Source organism: Oricola indica, assembly GCF_019966595.1.
In the GTDB taxonomy this organism is placed as follows: Bacteria; Pseudomonadota; Alphaproteobacteria; order Rhizobiales; family Rhizobiaceae; genus Oricola; species Oricola indica.
Genome location: NZ_JAINFJ010000006.1, coordinates 107412 through 122540, shown reverse-complemented (window position 1 = coordinate 122540; position 15129 = coordinate 107412). Strand labels below are relative to the sequence as shown.

Here is a 15129-nt window from a genome sequence, read left to right as displayed (position 1 = left end):
GGCAAGACGGGAGGAGTGACCGTGGACCAGACAGTCGAAACCGGCGGCAAGAAGATCTTCGAGACGCCGCTTTATCCCTATGCGAAGTCGCCCGACCAGGATCCGGGCGCCAACGCGCACCATCCAGTCGTGATTGTCGGCGCCGGGCCCATCGGCCTTGGCGCGGCGATCGACCTCGCCCAGATGGACATACCGGTCGTCGTGCTCGACGAGAACGACAAGGTTTCCTGGGGCTCGCGCGCGATCTGCTTCGCCAAGCGCCCGCTCGAAATCCTCGACCGTCTCGGCTGCGGCGACCCGATGGTCGACAAGGGTGTCGTCTGGAATGTCGGCAAGGTCTTTTTCGACGAGCGGCAGGTCTATGATTTCAACCTGCTTCCCGAGAAGGGACACAAGCGCCCGGCCTTCATCAACCTGCAGCAGTATTATTTCGAGCAATATCTGGTCGAACGCGCATTCGAACTGCAGCGGCAGGGCAAGCCCATCGAACTGCGTGGCGGCAACAAGGTCGTTTCCGTCACCGAAAAGGGAAACGGCGTCGCGCTGTCGATCGATACGCCCGACGGTCCTTACACGATGAGCGCCGATTGGATGATCGCATGCGACGGTGCGGGCTCGCCGATCCGCGCGATGATGGGCCTCGATTTCGTCGGCCGCGTCTTCGAGGACAATTTCCTCATCGCCGACGTCGTGATGGACGCCGATTTTCCGACGGAACGCTGGTTCTGGTTCGATCCTCCCTTCAATCGCGGCCAGTCGGCACTTCTGCACAAGCAGCCTGACGGCGTCTGGCGCATCGATCTCCAGCTAGGCTGGAACATCGACAAGGACGAGGAAAAGAAGCCTGAAAACGTCATCCCGCGGCTCAAGGCGATGCTCGGCGACGATGTGAAGTTCGAGCTGGAATGGGTGTCGATCTACACCTTCCAGTGCCGCCGCATGGAGAAGTTCCGGCACGGCCACGTGATCTTTGCGGGCGACGCCGCCCACCAGGTCTCTCCCTTCGGCGCGCGCGGCGCCAATTCCGGCCTGCAGGATACCGACAATCTGTGCTGGAAGCTGAAGCTGGTGATGGACGGCCTTGCGCCGGACAGACTGCTGGAGACTTACGATGTAGAGCGCATCCACGGCGCGGACGAGAACATCATGAACTCGTCCCGCTCCACGGACTTCATCACCCCGAAATCGGAGATCAGCCGCATCTTTCGCGACGCGGCGCTGGATCTCTCCGAACGCTACGACTTCGCCCGTCCGTTGGTGAATTCCGGTAGACTGTCGGTGCCCTGCGTCTATGACGATTCGCCGCTCAACGGTGCGGACGCGCTCGCCGGCGGCCCGGCCCGCACACGGCCAGGCGCACCCTGCCCGGACGCGCCGCTGGGCGACGGCTTCCTGCTCGACAAATTGGGCAACGAATTCCAGTTGCTCGCCATTGACGCGGATATCCCCGACCAGGTCGAGGATGGCGGCATCGCCGCGACCGCGCTGCGCATCTCCGCCGCCGACGATGCAAGCGGCGATCTCGCGGCGCGCTATCTCGGCGACGCGGGCTCGGCCGTCTACCTTTTGCGGCCCGACCAGCACGTGGCGGCCCGCTGGCCGTCCTTCGACGAGGCGGCGGTGAAGACCGCCATCCGCACCGCGACCGGGAGGGCATGACGATGGCCGCACTGAACACCAAACCCAACATCGCCGCGCCGGACGATTTCTACGCCGATCTGCTGGCCGCCCACGAGGGACTGTCGAAGGCAGAGAGCGACGCGTTCAACGCCCGGATTATCCTGATTCTGTCCAACCATGTCGGCGACCGGGAGATTTTGCGGGAAGCCCTTGCCGCCGCGAAGGCGCAAAACGAGGAGGAGAAAAGGTCATGACACTGAAGATCGACAAGATCCATCACGTCGCCTATCGCTGCAAGGACGCGAAACAGACCGTCGAATGGTATCGCGACATGCTGAAGATGGATTTCGTTCTCGCCATCGCCGAGAACCATGTCCCTTCGACGCATGAGCCCGATCCCTACATGCACATCTTCATGGATGCGGGCGACGGCAACGTGCTCGCTTTCTTCGAACTGCCGACCAAGCCGGAGATGGGCCGCGATCCCAACACACCGAAATGGGTGCAGCACATCGCCTTCAAGGTGAAGGACCGCGCGACCCTGATCGAATACAAGGAGCATCTGGAGGCGAATGGCGTCGACGTGCTCGGCGTTACCGACCATTCGATCTTCCATTCGATCTATTTCTTCGATCCGAGCGGCCACCGCATCGAGTTGGCCTGCCCCGACCCGGAGGAAGAGGAAATGCTCAAGCGCCTCGACTCGGTGAAGTGGGACATGCTGGAGGAATGGTCGAAGACCAAGCGCGCGCCGCAGCACGCCGACTGGCTGCATGCGAAAGAGCTGAGCAAGGCGTAAGTCGCTGCTTACAAGACCGGGCGACATCAGCCGCCCGGCTTCTCCACGATCCCAGCCTCGACCCAGCCATCGAAGATCGCCAGCGCCGTCTCGCAGAATTCCGCATCGTTGATGTGGCAGTCGAGCGCCTTCAACTCGACATTGCCCGGACAGGCCGTCACCATCTCGTCGCAGAATGCCGCCAGCCCGTCGGGATCGTTCAGATCCGCGCCCGGCCGGTCCCATTCGTGGCAACCGCCCTTTGGCAGGAGAAACACTGTCGGCCCCTCCGTCATCGCCATGTGACTGCACAGTTCCCGCGCAACCTCACGACGCTGGTCCGGCTCCAGGACGATCGAGGTCAGCAGCCGGTTATGGGCGTGCGACGGCGTCTCGCGAAAGCGCTCCGGCAAGGGCTGCCAGCCGACGAAATCGATCAGGTCTATACAGCCCGGTGCAACCAGTTGCGGAATGCCCTTGCGGCCGGCATTGGTCAGCCTGTCGGCACCGGCGGACAATCCGCCCATCATGTGGTTGCCGACCTCCTGCGTGGCGAAATCGAACACGGCGGCAAAGGCCCCTTCCGCCGCCAGCGCCTCAAAGGCACGCCCGCCCATCCCGGTCGCATGGAACACCGCCACTTCGTAACCGCGCTTTTCCAGCTCCGGCTTCAGCCTCACCATGTAGGTCAGCACCGATTTGCCGAACGAGGTCATGCCGATTAGCGGCCGGTCCCGCTTCGGCGGCTCCACCGCCCGCGCCGCGCCCAGCACGGCGCCCGCTGCCTGGCTGAGCGACGACTTGCACACCGAGTTGAGGCCGTAGAGCCCGCCGGCCCACAGGATCATCTGGATATCGGGCGCCAGCCTTTCCGCTGGCAGAAGTGGCGAGAACGAGACCGTCGAAACGACGAACTTCGGCACGCCCAGCGGCAGCGCGGCGCAGACATCGAGCGCGAGGTCCGTGCCCATCGTGCCACCCAGCACGATGACCCCGTCGATCCTGCCCTCGCGATGCAGCCGCGCGGTCAGCGCCGCCGCGCCCGTCGCCATGATCTGCATGGCATGGTTCTCGTCGCCCGAGTCGATTGCCGCCTGGATCGTGCTACCACCCTCGGCCGCCACGTCATGCTTGGAATGATCCGCTGGCTCGACCGGATCGCCGAGCACGCTGACATCCATCGTCACGACCTTGCCGCCCTGCCCCCTTATGCAATCCGCCATGTAGGACAGTTCGTCGTTTTTGGTGTCGTAGGTTCCGACGACGAGAATGGTCTTGTCGGTCATTGGTCCTCCTCCGGAGCAATTCCAGAAAAAGTGGATACCGGTTTTTCGCCCGGAATTGCGTAAAACAAATAGTTGGAGACGTTCATCGATTCCACGAAGCGATGAACGTCTCTATAGCTGAATCCATGCTGTTTTCAGATCGACATATTTGTCGAAGGCATGCAGCGACTTGTCGTGCCCGTTGCCCGACTGCTTCACCCCGCCGAGCGGCACGGTCAGGTCTGAACCGCCATAGGTGTTGACGTGGACGACCCCGGCCCGCACGGCACGGATCATGCGGTGCGCCCGCGACAGGTCGCTGGTCCACACCCCCGACGACAACCCGTATTCGGTCCCGTTGGCGATCGCGACCGCTTCCTCCTCGGTGTCGAAGCCCGTTACCGCGAGAACAGGGCCAAAGACCTCTCGCTGCGCGAGCGTGTCCCGTGCCCCGACATCGGTGAAGATCGTCGGCTCCATGTAATAGCCGCCGGTTTCCTGCAGAATGCGTTTCCCGCCATGATAGAGCGACGCGCCCTCTTTCGTCGCGGTCTCGACGAAATCGAGGCTCTGTTCCAGCTGCCGCTCCGAATTGATCGCGCCGATCTGCGACGACTGATCGAGCGGATCGCCGACCTTCAGCGCGTCCGCGGCCTTCGCGAGTTCCGAAACGAAATCGTCCTGCACGCCGCGTTGCACCAAAAGCCGCGTACAGGCGACGCAGACCTGGCCGGAATTGCGGAACATCCCGCTCGCCGTCACCTTCGCCGCCTGTGCGATGTCCTTCACGTCATCGAAGACGATCGATGGCGACTTGCCGCCCAGTTCGAGATAGACGCGCTTCAGGTTGGACCGCGCGGAATATTCCAGCAGCCGCCGCCCGACCGCGCCCGAGCCGGTGAACACGAGAACATCGACATCCATGGAGAGCGCCAGTGCCTCGCCTGCGACTGCGCCGCGCCCGGTCACGACATTCAGCACGCCCTCCGGCAGCCCCGCTTCAAGCGCCAGTTCGGCGATCCGCAGCAGCGTCAGAGACGCGGTTTCGGCAGGTTTGAGAACCACGGAATTGCCGGCGGCGATCGCGGGTCCGAGCTTCCATGCGCCGATCATCAGCGGGAAGTTCCACGGGACGATGGCTCCCACCACGCCAACAGGCTCGCGATGGATCAGCCCGAGATGCGTGTCGGCCGTCGGTGCGATCTCGCCATAGACCTTGTCGAGCGCCTCTGCGTAATAGCGTATCGTCGCGGCGGCGGACCCGGCTTCGGCCTTGAAGGCCATGGCGAACTCGGTGCCGTTGTCGCGCACGCCGAGAACGGTGAGCTCCAGCGCCTCGCGCTCGATCAGCTCCGCCCATTTGAGCATGACCTTTTTACGCGCCGCGGGCGGCTGTCCGGCCCATCGACGATCCTCGAAGGCCACGCGCGCCGAGGCGACGGCGCGGTCTACTTCGGCCGGCGTGGCGTCCGCGATTGTGGTCAGTCGCGTCCCGTCGATCGGCGATATGACGTCGAGTGGCGCGCCTTCACCTTCCTGCCGCGCGCCCGCGACAAGGAGCCCTTGCGGCGGAACAGGAGTGCGCCGAAGCGCGTCGATCTGTGCTTGGTCTGCCATTCGGCCTCCTTGAGCGATTTGCGGTCGAGCCAGACATGCCGGGCATGGATGGCGAGGACGGCGAGGATCGCGAGAAACAGGATCATCGCGACCGGCCGGTCGATGAAATCGAAGGGCTCCTTCACCCGGGCCATGCCGGCGCGAAGCTTCACCTCCATGATGCCGCCAAGCACCATGCCGAGAATGATCGGCACGATCGGCAGCGAAAGCCGCTTCAGCACATAGCCGATCATGCCAAACACGGCGGCCATGATGCAGTCCGTCGCCGAGTTGCGAAGCGAATAGACCCCCACGAAGGACAGCGTCAGGACGCAAAGACCGAGAAAGCGGTTCGGGATTTTCACAACCTGGATCAACGGCCGCGTGGCGACCAGAAGGAAGATCACGACGAGCACGTTGAGGATCAGCAGCGCCATGTAGAGCGCGACGATGAAATCCATCGAGTTCTGGAACAGGCCCGGCCCCGGCACGACATTGTGCACATAGAACACGCTCAGCATCATCGCTGTCAGCGCCTCGCCCGGAATGCCGAGCGCGAGAAGCGGCACCATGGCCGCCGCCGGCACGGCGTTGTTGGCCGTCTCGGCGGCGATCAGCCCCTCGGAGGATCCGTGTCCGAAATCCTGCGGGCGCTTCGAGGTCTTCTGGGCATAGGTGTAGGACAGGAACTGCGCGGTGAATTCGCCGACGCCGGGAATCATGCCCATGATCACGCCGAAACCGGCGGAAACGGAGGCGACGCGCGGGTGGCGCGCCAGTTCGCGAAATCCCTGAAACAGCCCGCCGCGCAACCGCGTCGTGCGGATCTTCTCGTCTTCGCTGGTGAGCAGCACGAAAGCCTGGCTCAGCGCGAACAGTCCGAGCACCACGACGATCAGGTCGATTCCGCTCGACAGGAAGGACTGGTCGAAGGTGAAGCGCTTGGAATATTTCACCGGTTCCAGCCCGATGGTCTGGATGAAGATGCCGAAGCCCGCAAGCGCGCCGGCGATCAGGCTCTGGCCGCGATGCGCGACGATGACGAGAATGATGCCGAGCAGCGCGGCGAGGAAAATCTCGCGGCTGCCGAACATCGGCGCGACCTTCGCCAGCACCGGCGCGAACAGGATCAGGCAGATCACCGACACGATGCCGCCGAAGAAGGACGAGGAATAGGCAAGGGAAAGCGCCCGGCGCGGCTCCCCGCGCGCCGTCATCGGAAAGCCGTCATAGGTGGTCAGCGCGTTGACGGCGGTGCCAGGCGTGTTGATCAGCACGGCGGGAATAGCCCCGCCATACATCGACGAGCCGTAGATGCCGAGCAGCACGGTCAGGCCGACGATGGGATCCATCGAAAAAGTCGCCGGCAGAAGGATCGCAATCGCGACCGCCGGTCCGACACCGGGGATTGCGCCGATCAGCACACCGCCGACCGAGCCGACGACCAGCGCCAGGATCACGTCCCAGCGCGCGAGGATTTCGAGACTCGACAGGATCAGGTCCATGACGCCATCAGAAATTCAGGATGAAAAAGCTGCGGATCGCGCCCGGCAGATATTCGTAGATCATGCCGCCGGGAATTTTCACCGCGAGAATGCTCTTGAATACCACCACCGTGACGACCGCGAAGACGATGCTCGCCAGCAGCATCCTGGCGCTGCGATATCCGAGCCGCCGGGCAAGCAGCGGCACGAAGATCACGGTTGTCGGCAGATATCCGATCACGGGCACGGCGAAAACATAAGCCATGAACCACGCCGCGTATTCGAGTGCCGTCGACCATTTGCGCGCCTCGATGAAATCCGCGCGCTGGAAGCGCCGCCACGGCAACCCGACCAGATGCAATCCGCCGAGAACAACCATGGAAATCAAGCCGACCGCCGGCCAGAAACGTGGCTGGGCGAAGAAATCCGTCTTCGCCACCCAGCGAGTCTGGTTGGGCGTTTGCGACAGCAGGAAAGCGGCGAAGACAAGCAGGGCTATCGCAAAGAGAAGCTGCCCCCGTCTCGGTCCCGGAAATCGTCGTTCGCGTTCGCTTTCCACAGTCGCTTTCCCGATGGTCGATACAAAACGGGCCCGGCAATGCCGGGCCCGTCAAGGTCTTATTGTCCGAGGATTTCGCCGATACGCTCGACGGTCTCGATGTCGCCGGCGATGCGCGCCTCGCTTTCATCGGCATCCTGCCAGTAGATCAAAGCGCCGGTTTCCTTCGCGACGGCCTGGGCGCGTTCGCTCATCACCGTCTTCTTGGCGACCGCGATGATCTTGTCGCGGACATCCTGCGGCGTGTCCTTGGTCACGAACAGCCCGTTCCACAGCGCGATGTTCAGCGAGTCGTCGAGTTCACCGATGGCCGGTGCGTCCGGAACCAGCGGAATGCGCTCGTCGGTGATCGAGGTCAGCACCTTCACCTGGTCGAGGCAGGGCAGGATCAGCTGCAGCGTCGTGTTGATCACATCCGCGTCGCCCGAGGCGAGCGTGTTACAATCCAGCGCGTCGAAGGCCGCGTCGGACCCCCATTCGAACCCGGCGTTCTTTGCAAAGGCCTTTGTCACCTGGGTCGGCGTCAGCACGTCGCCGAAATGGCCGAGCGCCACGTCGTTGTCCTGGGCATAGGCGGCCAGTTCCTCCATCGAGGAGTAAGGCGCGTCATTGCTGGTTGCGATCACGAAGGGATAGGTGAGGAAGATGCCGAGCGGATCGAACTTCGCCGGCGTCAGGTCCGGGATGTCGATCGTGTGGCCGACCACCGGGACGCCAATCACGAAGGACCCGATCGTGTAGCCATCGGCCGGCGAATTGGCGACTTCGATGGCGCCCGGGAAAGGTCCGCCGCCGCCGCCCGGCTTGTTCACGACAGCCGCCGCCACGCCGTACTCGGCCTGGAAATCCTCGGCGATCATGCGGGTCAGGACGTCCTCGAGATCGCCGGGAGGCCACGGCACGATGAAGTTTACGGGCTTTTCGGGATACTCGGCCGCCGCCATGGACGGGGCCATAATTGCTGCCGCGGCAAATACGCCGGCGGCGATGGAATTCTTGATCATGGTCACCACTCCCTGTTGTCGCCGACTGGTTCATTATTTAAACCAACGGTGCAAAAATATATTGATCGTGAATTTGTTTTCTGTCAACGATTGCTGGCAATTCGGCGCCGGTCGCGGCGACAAGACCGAAGCGAGGAAACGCGGACCGCCATGGGCACGATTACCAAAGCCCTGAATTTGCTTAATTATTTCTCGGTGGCCAAGCCGGAGATCGGCTTGACTGAATTCAAGCGCATGTCCGGACAGGACAAGGCGACGGTCTATCGCCATCTCAGCGAACTGGAAGAGAACGGCTTCCTCGAACAGAATCCCCAAACCCGCAACTACCGCCTCGGCGCCGCGATCCTGCGTCTGGCGAATGTCCGCGAGCACACATTTCCGGCACGCAAGGCCGTGGCCCCCATCGTGCGTGCCATGTCCGAGGAACTGGGGGAGCTGGTGCATGTCTCGCTCTTGCAGGGAAACATCATGTCGCCGCTCTATCACGCCGATGTCGCCATCCATGGCACGCGGGTCTATTTCGACGCTGCCGAGATGTTGCCTCTGCACGCGACCTCTTCGGGCCTCGCAATGCTCGCCTTCGGCCCGGACAATCTTCTGCGCGAGGTGACCGAAAAACCGGTGCGCAGCTTCACCGACAAGACGATCACGGACCCGGATGCTCTGCACCGCCATGTCGAAATGGCGAGAGTACGCGGATACAGCACCTCCGACGAGGGCTTCGAATCCGATGTCTTCTCCTTCGCGGTGCCGATCTTCGATTCCGATAGCCGGGCGACCGGCACGCTCGCCGTCGCACTGCCCTGCGCGCGGGCCACGGACGAGATGCGCGACCGGATCGTCACCGCCCTGAAGTCCGGCGGCGTCGCGGTCTCGCGGGCGCTCGGCGGCGCGGCGCCGAAGGAAATCGAGAGGTTGTGGCATGACGCGGCCTGATCCTCAGGGTCTGATCCTCGATTTCGGCGGTGTCGTCACGCGCACGCTCTTCGAGACCCACGACCTCAGCGAAGCCGCACTCGGCCTTGCGCCCGGCACCCTGACATGGCGCGGACCGCTCGATCCGGACAACGATCCGCTCTGGCAGGACATGCAGGCAGACCGGATTTCCGAACGCGATTACTGGATGCGGCGGACGCGGGAAACCGGCGCGCTGGTCGGCGCGGACTGGACTAAAATGGCGGACTTCGTGCGCGCGGCGCGCGGCGGTGATCCCGAAGCGGTGATCCGGCCGGAATTCCGCGACACGCTGGCGGCGGCAAAATCCGCCGGCGTGAAGCTCGCGATCCTGTCGAACGAACTCGATCTTTTCTACGGGGCCGATTTCCGTGAGAAACTGCCCTTCCTCGGCGACTTCGACGTCATTGTCGATGCCACCTATACAGGGATACTGAAGCCCGATCCGCGCGCCTATGAAGCCTGCCTCGACGAGTTGGGCCTGCCGCCGGACGCATGCGTCTTCGTCGACGACCAGCGCCGCAATATCGAGGGCGCGAAGATGGCCGGGCTTCGGACCGTTCATTTCGATGTCCGCAAACCGCAAGAGAGCTACGCCGCCGCAATGGCGCTGCTCGAACTCAACACAGTGAGGATGCCATGAAGGATTCCAACTTCCTGAAGGAAAACAACGCCCGGCACATGTGGCATCCGATGGCGCATCCGGCCGACAGCCTCGCCAATCCGCCCAAGATCGTCGTCGGAGGCGACGGCGTGAGCATCCGCGATATCGACGGCAAGGAAGTGCTGGATGCCGTCGGCGGTCTCTGGAACGTCAATCTCGGCTTCTCCTGCGAACCGATCAAGCAGGCGATCGCCGCGCAACTGGATGCCTTGCCCTATTACTCGACCTTCCGGGGCACCTCGAACGACCAGGTCATCGAACTGAGCTGGATGCTGCGTGAGTTCTTCGAGCCCGACGGCCTCACCCGCGCCTTCTTCACATCCGGCGGATCGGACAGCGTCGAAACCGCGCTACGGCTCGCGCGCCAGTATCACAAGGTCCGCGGCGAATCGGGGCGCACCAAGTATCTGAGCCTGAAAAAGGGCTATCACGGCACCCATTTCGGCGGCGCAAGCGTGAACGGAAACGCCAATTTCCGCACCCAGTACGAACCGCTGCTGCCGGGCTGCTTCCACATTCCGGCGCCCTATACCTATCGTAACCCGTTCAACGAGACGGACCCCGAAAAGCTGGCGCAGCTCTGCGCCACGGCGCTGGAAGACGAGATCGCGTTCCAGGGGGCCGGCACCATCGCCGCCTTCATCATGGAACCGGTTCTGGGCGCGGGCGGTGTGATCCCGCCCCATGCGAGCTTCATGCCGATGGTTCGCGAAATCTGCGACCGAAACGGCATCCTGCTGATTGCGGACGAGGTGATCACCGCCTTCGGCCGGACAGGCGACTGGTCTGGGTCGCGCCACTGGGGCGTCAAGCCGGACATGATGTCGACCGCCAAGGCGATCACCAACGGCTATTTCCCTTTCGGCGCCGTCATGCTCAACGACAAGATCGCGGATGTCTTCGAACAGGATACATCCGGACGCGGCGCCATCGGCCATGGCTATACCTATTCCGGACACCCGGTCGGCGCGGCCGCGGCAATCGCCTGCCTGAAGGAGACCCAACGTCTGGATGTCGCGGCCAATGCCGGCGCGCGCGGCGCGGAACTCTTTGCCGGCTTGAACGGCCTTGCCGAAAAACACGACCTGATCGGCGATGTGCGCGGAGGCCACGGCCTGATGTGCGCGCTGGAGCTGGTTTCGGACCGCGCGGCCAAGACACCGATCGACAAGGCAACCATCGGCAAGATCTACGAGGCAACCTACGAGGCTGGCGTGATGGTCCGCGTTTCCGGCCCCAACATCATCATGTCCCCGCCGCTGATCCTGACCGTTGAGGACGTGCAGAAGATCGTCGATGCGCTGGACGCGGGCTTCTCCGCGGCTTGACGGAAGCAATCGCCGTAACAATTTGACGCTGCCAAGATAGTCTTATCTTGTCGATGTCAATTTGGTATGCGGTCAGCATACGACACCCTCTGACAAGAGGGCGGGTCTCCAGTTGATTTCAATTGGAAGGGATCAAGGCTCGGGAACGATCAGAACCAGGCCGTCAAGCTCGTCCGAAGCGGTGATCTGGCAGGACAGCCGGCTCGACGGCAGGCGCTCCGACTCCGCGACATCGAGCATTGCATCCTCGTATTCGCCGGCCTCGCCGGTGGCGTCCTGCCATGCATCGTCGACATAGACATGGCATGTGGCGCAGGAAAGATTGCCACCGCATTCGCCGACGACATGCGGCACATTGTTCGCCACCGCCGCCTCCATCAGGTTGAGGCCGTTGGCCACGTCTCCGGTTATCTCGCGGCCGTCGGCCAGTTTCCAGGTTACCTTCATCGCTCCGGCCTCACACAAAATAGACGTAGAAATCGCGCAACGCGTCACCTTCCAGGTCGCGCGTCTTCTTTGCTTCCTTTTCCTTCATGAAGACATGGTTGGCGACCAGACCCGCGCCTATTGCGTCGGCGAGAACCGTATCCGCCTTCAGGTCAGCCGCCGCGCCCTTCAGATCGGTCGCCGTGCCTTCCTTTGCATCGGTCCGGTCGAAACCGTCACCGGTTTCCATCGGCGGCAGCGCGTAGCCGTTTTCCACGCCAAGCCGCGCCGCCTGCAGGATCGCCGCCGTCGCCGTATAGGGATTGGCCGACGCATCGGCCGTGCGGTGTTCGAGCCTTGCCTTCGGCCCGCCTTCGGACGAGATGCGGGTCGTCACGTTGCGATGATCGCCACCCCAGTTGCGCCAGTAGCCGGACAGCGATCCCGGTTGCAGGCGCTGATAGGAATTCGCCGTCGGGGCGATAAGCCCCGCCAATCCCTTGTGATGGTGCAAAAGCCCAGCGAGGCACCCCCGCGCGAGATCGTTCATGTGGTCGGGCCCGCCCTTTTCGCCCGTCGACAACGCGTTTCCGCCGGTCTCGTCGACAAAGGAAAAGTTGATATGCATGCCCGACCCGCCGCACTCGGCGATCGGCTTCGGCATGAAACTCAGGATGACGCCGTATTCCAGCGCGATTTCGCGCGCCATCAGGCGGAACAGCACGATATCATCCACTGCCTTCACCGCGTCGTCGAAGGTCAGCGTGTATTCGAACTGCGGCGAATCATATTCCGCCGTCACCATGTCGAGCGAGAAGCCCAGCTCGTCGGCGACTTCCCAGATGCGATCGTTGAACCGCAACGGATCGGCGAAGGGGCCGGTGCCGTAGACCACGCCGCCGGGACTGTCATAGGGCACAAGACTGCCCTTCTCGTCGGCAACCAGCGCATAGGCTTCGAGCTCGATCCCGACCTTCGGCGAAAGCCCCCTTTTCCGCCAGTCTGCGACGGCGCGTTTCAGCGCCCCGCGCGGGCACAGCTCCAGTGGCTCGCCGGCATCGTCATACAAGTCTCCGATGACGATCTTCGTGTCCGCGTCCCAACTGTCGCGTATGTCGTCATGGCGCCATTTCAGCTCCATGTCCGGCATGCCCTGCATCATCATCGCGCCAGGCGCGTTCAGAAGATCGCGATCGTAATGCACTCCGAATGTCGAGCGGCAGAATCGCGTCGATGCGTCGCCGATTTTCGAGCCCGGCAAATATTTGCCGCGCACAATGCTCAGGTGATCGCAAAAGACGGCGCGCAGTCTTGTTCTCATGACACTGTCCTCAAGCCATTTCCACTGTGACGGGCAGGCTCTTGATACCACCGACGAAATTGGAGCGAAGGAATTTGTGCGGCCCCGCCGGCTCTATCCGCCGGATGCGGCGGGCGAGTTCCTGAAAAAGCACCCGCACTTCCAGCCTTGCCAGCCACATGCCGAGACAGACATGCGGCCCGCCTTGGCCGAAGGACATGTGCCTGTTCGGCGTGCGGCGGATATCCACGCGGAACGGCGTGTCGAAAACCGTGTCGTCGCGATTGCCCGACGCGAACCACAACAGCACCTTGTCGCCTTCGCGGATCGTCTTGCCGTGAAGCTCGAAATCCTGCGTCGCGGTGCGGCGGAAATAGAGCGCCGGCGTCGCCCAGCGGATGATCTCGTCCGGCGCGGTTTCCCAGACCGTTTCATCCGTCTGCATCTGCTCAAGAAGTTCCGGCTGATGGCAAAGCGCCTGAATGCCGGCGGCGATGGAATAGCGCGTCGTATCGTTTCCCGCGGCGACCAGCAGGCAGAAGAAGTTGCGAAACTCGGTCTCTGAAATCGTTTCGCCGTCGCGGCCGGGCTGCAGGATCAGGTGCAATACGCCTTCGGTGTCGCCGGCGGCCGCCTTTTTCTCCATCAGGTCCCGGGCATATTCGTAGAGTTCGGCCCCGGCCGGCGAATTGAAGGGCATCATCCGGTACGCATCCGTGTCCATCCTGTCGAGCACGTGATCTGTGAAGTCCGGATCGGTATTGGCGATCAGCGCGTCACCCTTCTCGACCAGCCAGGGCAGGTCCTCGTCCGGCGTACCGATGATCCGGCCCAGCATGCGCATTGGCAACTGTCGCGCGATCTCCTTCGTCGCGTCGAACGTGCCGAGCGGCAACGCCTGATCGAGGATCTCGTCGCAAAGGTCGCGAATATCCTGCTCGAAGCCGGCGATAACCGGCTTCGAAAACGCCTTGGCCACCTTGATGCGCGTCTTCATGTGCTCCGGCGCATCGGTCTCCTGGAAGGTGCGGCGCGCCAGATATTCCTCGTAGGACTGGTCTTCCATGCGGATGCCCCTCGCCGAGGAGAACACCTGCGTGTTGCCGTTCATGGCAAGGATGTCTTCATGCCGGGTGACCGACCAGAAACCCTCGCCACCGTCCCACTCGGTCCAGCTCAGCGGATCGTCCTTGCGCATGCGCGCGAAAGTGTTGTGGGGAGGGCCATCGACGAAAGCGTCGTGACTGGAAAGATCGGCATGGCCGTCATCGGTCGGAACCCAGACTGTCACGATGCATCCTTTCCAGTTGCCGTTTTATGTATATTATGCGACCTCATAAATATGTAAACCAGTTTTTGTGGGCCGACCGTGCACCTCGCGATCCTGATGACCAACACGGATGAGAGCGCCTTCGCGCAAGCGCATCCGAAAGACGGCGAAAAATTCGCCGCGCTGATCCATAGCGCACGCCCGGATTGGCGCTGCGAAACCTATTCCGTGAAGGACGGCGTCTTTCCCGACGATCTTGCGGCCTTCGATGGCTTCATCATCACCGGCAGCCCCGCCTCGGTGCATGATGGCGCCGACTGGATCGATCGGCTGCTCGCGACGATCCGCGAGATCGTTTCACGCAAAATCCCGCTTTTCGGCGCATGCTTCGGCCATCAGGCCATCGCGCTGGCGCTTGGCGGCAAGGTTGAACACAATCCGGGAGGATGGGTCTTCGGCCTGACCAGGTCGGATGTCATGGATCGACCCGCATGGATGGAACCCGTCGGCGACCAGATCGCGCAGTATGGCGCGCATATCGAGCAGGTGACGGATTTGCCCGAGGGTGCCCGCGTCCTGCTCGCATCGGCGGCCTGTCCGGTCGGCGGCTTCGCGATCGGCAATAGAGTCTTCACGACCCAGAACCACCCGGAAATGTCGTCAGATTTCGTGGCCGCACTCATCGAGGAATATGCCGGCAAATTGCCGAAAGACGTCGTCACGCAAGCGCGCGCCTCGCTCTCCGATAGAGCCGATTACCAGAACTTCGCGGAAACAATCGCGCGCTTTTTCGAACAGGCGACCGCATTCTCCACGACCGAAGCGCGCTGACCGGTCCCACCTATTGCTTGAGACCAATGACGAATTGTGTGTCATTGCGT

General features: G+C 62.7%; 15 protein-coding genes. 7 read left to right on the top strand and 8 right to left on the bottom strand.

What is annotated here, in order from left to right; all coding sequences use genetic code 11:
- The first annotated feature begins 21 nt into the window (after nucleotides 1–21).
- From LC343_RS16295 to LC343_RS16285, 3 genes are read left to right on the top strand one after another with little or no spacing between them, the layout of a single operon-like run.
- Nucleotides 22–1659, top strand: a complete 1638-nt coding sequence (locus LC343_RS16295) for an FAD-dependent oxidoreductase (RefSeq protein WP_223478219.1) — start codon at nucleotides 22–24, stop codon at nucleotides 1657–1659.
- 2 nt (nucleotides 1660–1661) lie between these two features.
- Nucleotides 1662–1874: a DUF2783 domain-containing protein gene (locus LC343_RS16290; protein WP_223478218.1), complete on the top strand. Its 213-nt coding sequence runs from the start codon at nucleotides 1662–1664 to the stop codon at nucleotides 1872–1874.
- Between the two features lie 2 nt (nucleotides 1875–1876).
- Nucleotides 1877–2419, top strand: coding sequence for a VOC family protein (locus LC343_RS16285; protein WP_223478338.1), 543 nt, complete (start codon nucleotides 1877–1879; stop codon nucleotides 2417–2419).
- A gap of 26 nt (nucleotides 2420–2445) precedes the next feature.
- On the opposite strand, the gene LC343_RS16280 is transcribed toward LC343_RS16285, so the two are convergent.
- The 5 genes from LC343_RS16280 to LC343_RS16260 all read right to left on the bottom strand — a co-directional run bounded on the left by LC343_RS16280 (nucleotide 2446) and on the right by LC343_RS16260 (nucleotide 8306).
- Nucleotides 2446–3684, bottom strand: a complete 1239-nt coding sequence (locus tag LC343_RS16280; RefSeq protein ID WP_223478217.1) for a Tm-1-like ATP-binding domain-containing protein — start codon at nucleotides 3682–3684, stop codon at nucleotides 2446–2448.
- Between the two features lie 111 nt (nucleotides 3685–3795).
- Nucleotides 3796–5262 carry an aldehyde dehydrogenase gene (locus LC343_RS16275; RefSeq protein ID WP_223478337.1) on the bottom strand — a complete coding sequence of 489 codons (1467 nt, stop codon included), beginning with the start codon at nucleotides 5260–5262 and terminating at the stop codon, nucleotides 3796–3798.
- On the bottom strand, nucleotides 5145–6764 hold the full coding sequence (locus tag LC343_RS16270; RefSeq protein ID WP_223478216.1) for a tripartite tricarboxylate transporter permease: 1620 nt from the start codon (nucleotides 6762–6764) through the stop codon (nucleotides 5145–5147). The genes LC343_RS16275 and LC343_RS16270 overlap by 118 nt, the downstream gene beginning before the upstream one ends.
- 7 nt (nucleotides 6765–6771) lie before the next feature.
- Complete coding sequence (locus LC343_RS16265; protein ID WP_223478215.1) at nucleotides 6772–7302, bottom strand: tripartite tricarboxylate transporter TctB family protein; 531 nt, start codon at nucleotides 7300–7302, stop codon at nucleotides 6772–6774.
- Between the two features lie 59 nt (nucleotides 7303–7361).
- Entirely contained in the window at nucleotides 7362–8306 is a 945-nt protein-coding gene (locus LC343_RS16260; protein ID WP_223478214.1) for a tripartite tricarboxylate transporter substrate-binding protein, read from the bottom strand.
- Nucleotides 8307–8456: 150 nt separating this feature from the next.
- On the opposite strand from LC343_RS16260, the gene LC343_RS16255 reads away from it, so the two are divergent.
- The 3 genes from LC343_RS16255 to LC343_RS16245 are packed head-to-tail and all read left to right on the top strand — an operon-like array spanning nucleotide 8457 to nucleotide 11252.
- Nucleotides 8457–9242, top strand: a complete 786-nt coding sequence (locus LC343_RS16255; protein WP_223478213.1) for an IclR family transcriptional regulator — start codon at nucleotides 8457–8459, stop codon at nucleotides 9240–9242.
- Complete coding sequence (locus LC343_RS16250; protein ID WP_223478212.1) at nucleotides 9229–9903, top strand: HAD-IA family hydrolase; 675 nt, start codon at nucleotides 9229–9231, stop codon at nucleotides 9901–9903. The genes LC343_RS16255 and LC343_RS16250 overlap by 14 nt, the downstream gene beginning before the upstream one ends.
- A complete protein-coding gene (locus LC343_RS16245; RefSeq protein ID WP_223478211.1) occupies nucleotides 9900–11252 on the top strand; it encodes an aspartate aminotransferase family protein in 1353 nt (450 codons plus the stop codon). The genes LC343_RS16250 and LC343_RS16245 overlap by 4 nt, the downstream gene beginning before the upstream one ends.
- A gap of 132 nt (nucleotides 11253–11384) precedes the next feature.
- Here the strand turns inward: LC343_RS16245 and LC343_RS16240 are convergent, their stop codons facing one another.
- Genes LC343_RS16240 through LC343_RS16230 form a run of 3 tightly spaced genes read right to left on the bottom strand, consistent with a single transcriptional unit; the run spans nucleotide 11385 to nucleotide 14269 of the window.
- A complete protein-coding gene (locus LC343_RS16240) occupies nucleotides 11385–11699 on the bottom strand; it encodes a 2Fe-2S iron-sulfur cluster-binding protein (protein ID WP_223478210.1) in 315 nt (104 codons plus the stop codon).
- 10 nt (nucleotides 11700–11709) lie between these two features.
- Nucleotides 11710–12999 carry a type I glutamate--ammonia ligase gene (locus LC343_RS16235; protein WP_223478209.1) on the bottom strand — a complete coding sequence of 430 codons (1290 nt, stop codon included), beginning with the start codon at nucleotides 12997–12999 and terminating at the stop codon, nucleotides 11710–11712.
- Nucleotides 13000–13009: 10 nt separating this feature from the next.
- Complete coding sequence (locus LC343_RS16230) at nucleotides 13010–14269, bottom strand: cytochrome P450 (RefSeq protein WP_223478208.1); 1260 nt, start codon at nucleotides 14267–14269, stop codon at nucleotides 13010–13012.
- Between the two features lie 96 nt (nucleotides 14270–14365).
- Between LC343_RS16230 and LC343_RS16225 the strand changes: the two genes are divergently transcribed.
- On the top strand, nucleotides 14366–15079 hold the full coding sequence (locus tag LC343_RS16225) for a type 1 glutamine amidotransferase (RefSeq protein ID WP_223478207.1): 714 nt from the start codon (nucleotides 14366–14368) through the stop codon (nucleotides 15077–15079).
- The last annotated feature ends 50 nt before the right edge of the window (nucleotides 15080–15129 follow it).

What these genes read in the sequence shown, in the direction of transcription:
- LC343_RS16270 (WP_223478216.1), bottom strand. Translation starts at nt 6,764, where the DNA reads ATGGACCTGATCCTGTCGAGTCTCGAAATCCTCGCGCGCTGGGACGTG.
- LC343_RS16240 (WP_223478210.1), bottom strand. Translation starts at nt 11,699, where the DNA reads ATGAAGGTAACCTGGAAACTGGCCGACGGCCGCGAGATAACCGGAGAC.
- LC343_RS16225 (WP_223478207.1), top strand. Translation starts at nt 14,366, where the DNA reads ATGACCAACACGGATGAGAGCGCCTTCGCGCAAGCGCATCCGAAAGAC.
- LC343_RS16245 (WP_223478211.1), top strand. Translation starts at nt 9,900, where the DNA reads ATGAAGGATTCCAACTTCCTGAAGGAAAACAACGCCCGGCACATGTGG.
- LC343_RS16280 (WP_223478217.1), bottom strand. Translation starts at nt 3,684, where the DNA reads ATGACCGACAAGACCATTCTCGTCGTCGGAACCTACGACACCAAAAAC.
- LC343_RS16290 (WP_223478218.1), top strand. Translation starts at nt 1,662, where the DNA reads ATGGCCGCACTGAACACCAAACCCAACATCGCCGCGCCGGACGATTTC.
- LC343_RS16235 (WP_223478209.1), bottom strand. Translation starts at nt 12,999, where the DNA reads ATGAGAACAAGACTGCGCGCCGTCTTTTGCGATCACCTGAGCATTGTG.
- LC343_RS16260 (WP_223478214.1), bottom strand. Translation starts at nt 8,306, where the DNA reads ATGATCAAGAATTCCATCGCCGCCGGCGTATTTGCCGCGGCAGCAATT.
- LC343_RS16250 (WP_223478212.1), top strand. Translation starts at nt 9,229, where the DNA reads ATGACGCGGCCTGATCCTCAGGGTCTGATCCTCGATTTCGGCGGTGTC.
- LC343_RS16255 (WP_223478213.1), top strand. Translation starts at nt 8,457, where the DNA reads ATGGGCACGATTACCAAAGCCCTGAATTTGCTTAATTATTTCTCGGTG.